This window comes from Microseira wollei NIES-4236, assembly GCF_020521235.1.
In the GTDB taxonomy this organism is placed as follows: Bacteria; Cyanobacteriota; Cyanobacteriia; order Cyanobacteriales; family Aerosakkonemataceae; genus Microseira; species Microseira wollei.
The window spans coordinates 1-8,729 of sequence record NZ_BLAY01000271.1 but is presented as its reverse complement, the minus strand read 5'-3'; the positions used below and the strand labels follow the sequence as shown (position 1 = coordinate 8,729).

Annotated in this window: 13 protein-coding genes; 4 read left to right on the top strand and 9 right to left on the bottom strand. The window is 47.1% G+C overall.

Going from position 1 to position 8,729, the window contains the following annotated elements; translation table 11 throughout:
- Positions 1-294 (bottom strand): hypothetical protein (locus MiSe_RS45195; RefSeq protein ID WP_226593255.1); only part of this gene is annotated, 294 nt, incomplete at its 3' end.
- 163 nt (positions 295-457) lie between these two features.
- Complete coding sequence (locus MiSe_RS45190) at positions 458-2,206, bottom strand: DUF4394 domain-containing protein (protein ID WP_226593253.1); 1,749 nt, start codon at positions 2,204-2,206, stop codon at positions 458-460.
- Positions 2,207-2,248: 42 nt separating this feature from the next.
- Between MiSe_RS45190 and MiSe_RS45185 the strand changes: the two genes are divergently transcribed.
- Complete coding sequence (locus MiSe_RS45185) at positions 2,249-2,476, top strand: hypothetical protein (protein WP_226593251.1); 228 nt, start codon at positions 2,249-2,251, stop codon at positions 2,474-2,476.
- Positions 2,477-2,954: 478 nt separating this feature from the next.
- Here the strand turns inward: MiSe_RS45185 and MiSe_RS45180 are convergent, their stop codons facing one another.
- Positions 2,955-4,475 (bottom strand): UDP-N-acetylmuramoyl-L-alanyl-D-glutamate--2,6-diaminopimelate ligase, encoded by a 1,521-nt coding sequence (locus MiSe_RS45180; RefSeq protein ID WP_226593249.1) that lies wholly within the window; start codon positions 4,473-4,475, stop codon positions 2,955-2,957.
- Between the two features lie 26 nt (positions 4,476-4,501).
- Between MiSe_RS45180 and MiSe_RS45175 the strand changes: the two genes are divergently transcribed.
- The 3 genes from MiSe_RS45175 to MiSe_RS45165 all read left to right on the top strand — a co-directional run bounded on the left by MiSe_RS45175 (position 4,502) and on the right by MiSe_RS45165 (position 7,620).
- Positions 4,502-4,648, top strand: coding sequence for a hypothetical protein (locus MiSe_RS45175; protein ID WP_226593247.1), 147 nt, complete (start codon positions 4,502-4,504; stop codon positions 4,646-4,648).
- Positions 4,649-4,842: 194 nt separating this feature from the next.
- Positions 4,843-7,095 (top strand): heavy metal translocating P-type ATPase, encoded by a 2,253-nt coding sequence (locus tag MiSe_RS45170; protein ID WP_226593245.1) that lies wholly within the window; start codon positions 4,843-4,845, stop codon positions 7,093-7,095.
- Between the two features lie 15 nt (positions 7,096-7,110).
- On the top strand, positions 7,111-7,620 hold the full coding sequence (locus tag MiSe_RS45165) for a cupredoxin domain-containing protein (RefSeq protein WP_226593243.1): 510 nt from the start codon (positions 7,111-7,113) through the stop codon (positions 7,618-7,620).
- Positions 7,621-7,634: 14 nt separating this feature from the next.
- Here MiSe_RS45165 and MiSe_RS45160 read toward each other — a convergent pair whose 3' ends face one another.
- The 6 genes from MiSe_RS45160 to MiSe_RS45135 are packed head-to-tail and all read right to left on the bottom strand — an operon-like array spanning position 7,635 to position 8,580.
- Entirely contained in the window at positions 7,635-7,793 is a 159-nt protein-coding gene (locus tag MiSe_RS45160; protein ID WP_226593241.1) for a hypothetical protein, read from the bottom strand.
- Entirely contained in the window at positions 7,793-7,951 is a 159-nt protein-coding gene (locus MiSe_RS45155; protein WP_226593240.1) for a hypothetical protein, read from the bottom strand. The genes MiSe_RS45160 and MiSe_RS45155 overlap by 1 nt, the downstream gene beginning before the upstream one ends.
- Positions 7,948-8,109 carry a hypothetical protein gene (locus MiSe_RS45150; protein ID WP_226593238.1) on the bottom strand — a complete coding sequence of 54 codons (162 nt, stop codon included), beginning with the start codon at positions 8,107-8,109 and terminating at the stop codon, positions 7,948-7,950. The genes MiSe_RS45155 and MiSe_RS45150 overlap by 4 nt, the downstream gene beginning before the upstream one ends.
- Entirely contained in the window at positions 8,109-8,267 is a 159-nt protein-coding gene (locus MiSe_RS45145) for a hypothetical protein (protein ID WP_226593240.1), read from the bottom strand. The genes MiSe_RS45150 and MiSe_RS45145 overlap by 1 nt, the downstream gene beginning before the upstream one ends.
- Positions 8,264-8,425: a hypothetical protein gene (locus MiSe_RS45140; RefSeq protein WP_226593238.1), complete on the bottom strand. Its 162-nt coding sequence runs from the start codon at positions 8,423-8,425 to the stop codon at positions 8,264-8,266. Before MiSe_RS45140 ends, MiSe_RS45145 begins: the two co-directional genes overlap by 4 nt.
- Positions 8,425-8,580: a hypothetical protein gene (locus MiSe_RS45135; protein ID WP_226593236.1), complete on the bottom strand. Its 156-nt coding sequence runs from the start codon at positions 8,578-8,580 to the stop codon at positions 8,425-8,427. The genes MiSe_RS45140 and MiSe_RS45135 overlap by 1 nt, the downstream gene beginning before the upstream one ends.
- Between the last annotated feature and the right edge of the window lie 149 nt (positions 8,581-8,729).

The following is an 8,729-nucleotide window of genomic DNA, read 5'->3' as shown; positions in this document are numbered from 1 at the left end:
TACGCCGTGCCCCGACAACCAATAGGATAAAAAGATCAAATTGCGTAGGGGCACGGCAGAGAAAGGCTTTCCTGATAATGAAAAGACGATCATACGCCGTGCCCCGACAACCAATAGGATAAAAAGAGCCAATGGCTTTGGGGCAAGGCAGAGAAAGGCTTTCCAGGTAACGAAAATCCGCTCAATCGCCGTGCCCCGACAACCAATAGGATAAAAAGAGCCAATGGCTTTGGGGCAAGGCAGAGAAAGGCTTTCCAGGTAACGAAAAGACGATCCTACGTTCCCGACAACCAAATCATAATTTACCCACGATGAACGTAAAAACCGGGTTTCTTCATCTATATTTCGATACCAAACCAACAATCTTTCAGGACTTACACAAATAAACCGGGTTCCTCTAAAAAATCGTTGATTTGGAAACGATAGATCTAGGTTGAAACCCGGTTTATGGCCGCATCTAAGCAACAACAAAAATGTCGTTATTAGTCAACCCAAGACCAGTTGCTAGCGACGCTATCTGCATTTGCGCCATCCCGCCAGTACCATCAACATCAAATAACAGCGCACCAGTTTTGCTGTTATAAATAAACCGATCCGCTGCATCCATTGCTGATGCACCGATGACGAATTGGTCAGGTGTAATAGCAGCACCTGCTACTAACCCCCCACCAAAACCTTTAGCAGAAACGACAATCGTATCATCGACAACCGAGAAATCTGTAATCGTGTCGATGCCTTCAGTTGGCATGGCAAAGTTAAAGCTATCCATACCAGCATTGCCAGTCAAGGTATCGCTATTAACTCCTCCGCTGAGAGTATCGTTGCCATTACCACCAACGAGCATGTCTTTTCCCATACCAGCAGGTTCTCCAACGCCGACCGCAGCAAGACCGATGAAGTTGAAAGAACCATTGCCAACTGTTCCCAGAGATGTGGCAGCCCCCGTAGACAAATCAATCGTGTATAAAGTTGAACCAGAAGCTGCGTAGGCAATATTTATCCCATCCCCAGGGGAAACGATGTCAAATCCTGCCGTGGGACCAAAGTCAACACCCAAAGATCCTACAGTCAGGAGTTGCCCTTTATTGGGAGATATGGGAGTGTTGGGATCTCCCGCTTGGAAATTGGCGCTACCCTGGGTGACGAGGATATCCAAGTTGGAATCAATATTGTACAGGGTGGTGCGTCCAGCGCGGGGAGAAGGAAAGAAGGAATTGGTATAAGCTGCGGCAGTAATGTTCGGGTCTTTTCCTTGGTTCGGGTCGCCCTTGCCGTAGAATAAAGTGCCATCCGGTTGAATGCCTGCTTGGATGGTATCGCCATCTGCTACTTGACCGTTATCTACGTTGACGCGGAGGTTTTGGTCATTGCTACCGACTAGGCGCAAGAGATTGGGAATCGGGTTAAAGTCTACACCAGAAAATTGTCCGGCGTTAAAGGGAATGGGTGAAATGGTACTCTTGAGCGTTGCAGCACCCGTGTTGGTATCAATCGTGTAGATTTTGTTGGTATCGGTGACGCCGTATAGTATCCCATCTGCCGGACGAGTATCGATGCCAATCAAGTTGCCGTCAACACCAGTCACCCTGATAGTTGCAGCTTGGTCGGGACTGGCGGGGTCGAAACCAACCAGAACATTACCCTTGGTTAAACCAAACAAGGTCGAACCGCCTCCGCCAACGAGGATATCATTGCCATTGCCGCCATTGAGGGTGTCGTTACCAGCGCCTCCAATCAAGGCATCATCGTTATTGCCGCCGTCAAGGAAATCGTTGCCATTGCCGCCGTCAAGGATATCGTTGCCATCTCCACCGCCCAGGAGATCGTTGTCCCGTCCACCCAAGACTAAGTCATTGCCATTGCCACCGCCCAGGAGATCTTTGCCTCGTCCACCTTGGAGGATATCGTTGCCTTCTTCACCCAGGAGGAAGTCATCGTCATCGCCACCTTGGAGGACATCATTGTTGCGTCCACCTAAGAGAACATCCTCGTCATCTCCTCCGTTGAGGAAGTCATTGCCATCACCACCGAGGAGAACATCGTTGTCATCTCCACCCAGGAGAACGTCATTGCCGTCTCCCCCGTCGAGGAGGTCATAGCCACGTCCACCGTTGAGGGTGTCATTGCCTGCAAAACCAAAGATGATGTTGTTTTCTTGAGTTCCCATCAGGCTATCGTTGTTGGGTGTGCCGTTAATAATTGCCATCTCAGTGACTCCTTTGATTTGTAGGTAAGTTTTTAAGGCATAGTGCGTTCGCTCACTTCTGCACAGAAGTTAGCTATCGGTTACTTTTGGTTTGTGCATAGCAACGCCAGACTTACCCCAGTCAGGATAGAAATTTGTTTGGGTAAGTCCTACAACAATTACGCCGGACAGTTCTATTTGGATTTAAAAGTTTTGCTGATTTTTTTAGTCAACCGATTTCCATCAGCAGTATTTTCAGATGGCATTGATAAAAATAATACTAAGTCTTAAATCGGTGATTTCACCCATCACGAGTTGGTGTAAAAACGTTGATAGTCTGAATTATCAAGAGTTTGATAACTTCGATCTTCCATACTTCCCTTGGGGAGGCAGCAGCCCACCGCATCTCGATCCCAGGCTCTTGCCTGGGAACGAGAGTCAGTGGGCTGCTGCCGAGTCTAGCGACTGGTGTAAGATTTTAGCTCAAATACTTTGAGTAATATAAAATTGGGGACGAATTTGGTATAAAAATGCAGGCATAAAAATTCTGGAGCCAAACGACTGAAGTCGCGGCTATACAAACTAAGCCTGCCTACGCAGGCTAATAGAAAAAGAAACCCGGTTTTTTGGAAAAACCGGGTTTACAGCGGATTGCCAGCGAGTGAAGGAAAGCCTTATGGCGCAAGAATGCAATAGCGGCAGCATTAATGCTGCCGCTATTGCATTCGAAGGTGTACCTCATGCGCCTGCAATCCGCTATATGATGCGGTTATTGACTGATTCTTGCTTGCAAGGCTTCTCTTGCTTGTTCTCGATCGTCGAAATGGATTTTTTCAGTGCCGAGAATTTGGTAATCTTCGTGACCTTTTCCTGCTAGTAAAACGCCGTCACCGGGAGAGGCTTCTAGGATAGCGGTGCGGATGGCTTGGGCGCGATCGCAAACCACTGTCGTCTTTTCCGGTGCATCCATTCCTGCCAAGATATCTTCTAAAATCCGCTCTGGGTCTTCGGTGCGGGGGTTATCGGAAGTAACGATCGCTAAATCGGCAAGTTTGGCAGCGATCGCACCCATTTTGGGGCGTTTTGTGCGATCGCGATCGCCTCCACACCCGAACACGCAAATCATTTTACCGGGAATAAAAGGACGTGCGGCTAATAGCAAGTTTTCCAAACTATCCGGCGTGTGGGCATAATCGACAATGACGCTAATATCTTGATTGGGACTAATTTGCACCCGTTCCATCCTTCCCGGTACTCCGGTAAATTCTGGTAGAACGGACACAATAAAATCTAACTCCAAACCCAAGTGTAAAGCGGCGCCAATTGCTGCTAGCATGTTCGCTAAATTGTACTGACCGACTAATGGCAGTTGGAAAGGAATTTCTCCTTTGGGCGTGTGTAGAATGCCGCTGACGCCAGTGGGTTCGTATTTTAAGTTAGAAGTATACAAGTCTGCCGTTGCATCTTGCGTACTGTAACTCCAAACTTGTGCGGGATTTAGGGTTTTAATTAATGCTTGTCCGTAGGTATCGTCGGCATTAATAATCGCGCGTCCTTGGAGATAGTCTGAGTTAAACAAAAGAGCTTTAGCGGCAAAGTAATCTTCCATATCTTTATGGAAGTCCAAATGATCTTGAGTCAGGTTGGTAAATACCGCCACATCAAATTGACAACCCAATACTCGACCTTGTGCCAAAGCGTGGGAACTCACTTCCATGACGCCGAATTTGCATCCCGCTGCCACGGCATCTGCGAGTTGTTTTTGCAAGTCTACAGCAAAAGGCGTGGTGTAGTTTGCTGTTTGATTAAAACCTTGCCAGCGCGCATAAAGCGTTCCCATCAACATCGTCATTTGTTCGGCTTTGTTGAGGAAATATTCGATTAAATGGGTAGTTGTGGTTTTGCCATTTGTGCCGGTAACCCCAACCATTTTCATTTTTTTGGCGGGGTAGTCATAAAAAGCTGCCGCCACGGAGGCGCAAGCTTTAGTCATATCCGTTACCGGGATAATGCAGGGTACTCCCCCCTGCTCACCTGCTCCCCTGCTCCCGGAGTCCCCTGCCTTCATAGCAGCAGAGGGAGAAACCAAGGCGGCAACGGCACCCGATGCGATCGCGCTAGGCCAAAATTCTCCCCCATCTACCCTTGTTCCAGGCATCCCGATAAACAAATCTCCCGGTTGGCAAGCATGGGAATTCGTCTTCAAACCCTTCACTTCTGCATCGAGAGCAGGATGTTCGGGCAAATTTTCCAGATTGGGAACGGTAGTTAATATCTGGCGCAGTTTCATCTAAAACCTCACGGGAATACCTTCGCTTGGTTCGTTCTTACCATGTAGGCTTGATTCTGGCAAGTTACAAGCGGACGCGGGGAAGAGGACGCGGGGATGGGGGGACGCTCCCGACGCCCAGAAGACAGGTAGGGAATCTGAAGTTTGCCGAAAATTCTCCTTTACCCCCTTGACTCTCCAGTAGGGTGGAGAATCCAAGATCAAATTATAGTCACAGGACTTACGCACGACGATCCTAGAAACCCGGTTTCTGGCTACGATCTCTAGTTTCCCAATCAACGATTTTTCAGAGAAACTTTGGTGTTTGCGTAAGTCCTGAGTCAATTAGCCATTAGCAATTAGCAATTAGCAATTAGCAATTAGCCATATGCAAAATACCACACTCAAACTACGAGGCATGGGTTGCGCTTCCTGTGCCAAAAGTATCGAAGATGCGATTCGTTCTGTTCCCGGTGTAAATCAATGTATCGTCAATTTTGGGGCAGAACGAGCAACAGTGGAATATCACCCCAAAAAAACCGATTTACAAGTTATCCAAGACGCAGTTATTGCCGCCGGATACTCCGCATCTGCCATCCACATTATGGCAGCAGAAGATGATGCCGAAAACCGGGCAAAATCTAGAGAAATTCGCGATTTAACTCGCAAGTTTGTGGTAGCGGCAATCCTCAGCACGGTAATTGTTTTAGGGTCGATTCCCATGATGACAGGGGTGCATATTCCCTTGATTCCAATGTGGCTTCACAATCCTTGGTTGCAGTTAGTATTAACTTCGCCGATCCTATTCTGGTGCGGTGCATCTTTTTATGCGAATGCTGGGAAAGCTTTTAAGCGCCACGCTGCCACAATGGATACTTTGGTGGCTTTGGGTACGAGCGCTGCTTATATCTATTCCCTGTTTCCTACTATTTTCCCAGATTGGTTTACGGCTCAAAATCTTAGACCCGATGTTTATTATGAAGCCGCAGCGGTAATTATTACGCTGATTTTATTGGGAAGGCTGTTAGAAAATCGCGCTAAAAGTCAGACGGGGGAGGCGATTCGCAAGCTGATTGGTTTGCTGGCAAAAACGGCGCGTTTGATTCGCAAAAATCAAGAATTCGATGTGCCGATTGAAGCAGTAGAAATTGGGGATGTCATACTGGTTCGTCCAGGGGAGAAAATTCCCGTAGATGGAAAAGTTATTGAGGGAACATCCACAATTGATGAATCAATGGTGACTGGGGAAAGCGTACCCGTCAAAAAGCAACCAGGGGATGAAGTCATTGGTGCGACTATCAATAAAACTGGAAGTTTTAAGTTTCAAGCAACGCGAGTTGGGAAAGATACTGTATTGGCACAAATTGTCCAATTGGTACAACAAGCACAAGCAAGTAAAGCTCCAATTCAGAGATTAGCAGACCAAGTAACCGGATGGTTTGTTCCGGCGGTAATTGCTATTGCTTTGCTCGCGTTTATCATTTGGTTTAACGTGATGGGTAACCTTACCCTGGCTTTGATTGCAACAGTTGGAGTGTTAATTATTGCTTGTCCTTGTGCGCTAGGTTTGGCAACTCCCACATCTGTGATGGTGGGTACGGGTAAGGGTGCAGAAAACGGCATTTTGATTAAGGGTGCGTCAAGTTTGGAACTGACGCATAAAATTAAAACAATTGTTCTGGATAAAACAGGAACTATCACCCAAGGTAAACCAACTGTCACCGATTTTGTCACCGTTAAAGGGACGGCGAATCGCAACGAAATTAAGTTGCTGCAACTCGCTGCATCGGTAGAACGCAATTCAGAACATCCCCTTGCAGAAGCTGTCGTTAGATATGCTCAATCTCAACAAGTTGAGTTAGTAGAAGTGAGGGATTTTGAAGCGATTGCAGGTAGTGGCGTCCAAGCCCTTGTTTATCAAGAGCGCGTGTATATAGGAACACAGCGATTGATGGAAGAATTAGGCATTACCATGGAAGCGCTGCCAAAAGACAAAGAACGTTTGGAGTATCTGGGCAAAACAGTCATTTGGATTGCCGTTGACGGAGAAATCGCAGGATTGATGGGCATTTCCGACGCACTCAAACCCAACTCCGCACAAGCAGTGAAAGCATTGCAAAAAATGGGTTTAGAAGTCGTAATGCTGACCGGGGACAATCGCCGCACAGCAGAAGCGATCGCGCGGGAGGTTGGTATAAATCGCGTCTTAGCAGAAGTCCGTCCCGACCAAAAAGCCGCCACCGTGGAAAAATTACAATCGGAAGGAAAGATTGTCGCAATGGTAGGTGATGGAATTAACGATGCACCCGCCTTAGCGCAAGCTGATGTGGGGATAGCAATTGGTACGGGAACAGATGTTGCAATCGCAGCGAGCGATATTACCCTGATTTCTGGGGATTTATTAGGCATTGTTACCGCGATTCAACTATCCCGCGCCACCATGAACAACATTCGTCAAAACCTCTTCTTCGCCTTCATTTATAACGTTGCGGGAATACCCATCGCAGCTGGAATTCTCTTCCCCATTTTCGGTTGGTTACTCAACCCGATTGTTGCCGGTGCAGCAATGGCATTTAGTTCCGTTTCCGTCGTCACAAATGCCTTGCGCCTGCGTAACTTTCACCCCAAAGCAGTTGTATAAGGAAAGGAGGCATAAATGTTGATTAAAAAGGTAATTTTTGCCAGCATAGCAAGTTTGGGATTGCTGTTCGGCGTCGCTGCAAATCAAGCCGTAGCCGCCGATAATCCAGAAATAACTCAATTCCAACCCATCGAGCAACCTTTATGGGTAAAAGGTGCAGTCACAGCGGGAGGTTTGGCATTAATCGGACTAGAAATATGGTGGTTTCTTGGGAGTAAACCCAAGTCCCAAACAGCAGCACCCCGCGATGGAATTCAAGAAGTTAATATTACCGTAGATGGAGGCTACGAACCCAGCAGAGTCGTAGTGAATGCAGGTCAAGTCCGCCTTAACTTCTTGCGTCGCGATCCGAGTACGTGTTTAGAAGCAGTCATATTGCCCGATTTTCACATCGCCAAAGACTTAGAATTAAATCGGGTAACTCCCGTGGAATTTACGCCGCAAAAACCCGGTCAATATACCTTTGCTTGCGGTATGAATATGTTTCGCGGTATCGTAGAAGTGGTAGGGGCACGGCAGGATTAAAATTGTTATTTTCATCAAAATATCTCTCTTGCCCTGCCCCTACAGCAATCGTTGTATTGTTGGGGCACGGCAGGATTAAGATCGATCCCATCATCAAAATATCTCTCTTGCCCTGCCCCTACAGCAATCGTTGTATTGTTGGGGCACGGCAGGATTAAAATTGTTATTTTCATCAAAATATCTCTATTGCCGTGCCCGTACAGCAATCGTTGTATTGTTGGGGCACGGCAGGATTAACATCGCTCCCATCACCAAAATATCTCTCTTGCCGTGCCCCTACAGCAATCGTTGTATTGTTGGGGCACGGCAGGATTAACATTGTTATTTTCACCAAAATATCTCTCTTGCCGTGCCCCTACAGCAATCGTTGTATTGTTGGGGCACGGCAGGATTAAAATTGTTATTTTCATCAAAATATCTCTCTTGCCGTGCCCCTACAGCAATCGTTGTATTGTTGGGGCACGGCAGGATTAAAATTGTTATTTTCATCAAAATATCTCTATTGCCGTGCCCGTACAGCAATCGTTGTATTGTTGGGGCACGGCAGGATTAACATCGCTCCCATCACCAAAATATCTCTCTTGCCGTGCCCCTACAGCAATCGTTGTATTGTTGGGGCACGGCAGGATTAACATTGTTATTTTCACCAAAATATCTCTCTTGCCGTGCCCCTACAGCAATCGTTGTATTGTTGGGGCACGGCAGGATTAAAATTGTTATTTTCATCAAAATATCTCTCTTGCCGTGCCCCTACAGCAATCGTTGTATTGTTGGGGCACGGCAGGATTAAAATTGTTATTTTCATCAAAATATCTCTCTTGCCGTGCCCTTACAGCAATCGTTGTATTGTTGGGGCACGGCAGGATTAAGATCGATCCCATCATCAAAATATCTCTCTTGCCGTGCCCTTACAGCAATCGTTGTATTGTTGGGGCACGGCAGGATTAACATCGCTCCCATCACCAAAATATCTCTCTTGCCCTGCCCTTACAGCAATCGTTGTATTGTTGGGGCACGGCAGGATTAACATCGCTCCCATCACCAAAATATCTCTCTTGCCCTGCCCTTACAGCAATCGTTGTATTGTTGGGGCACGGCAGGATTAACAT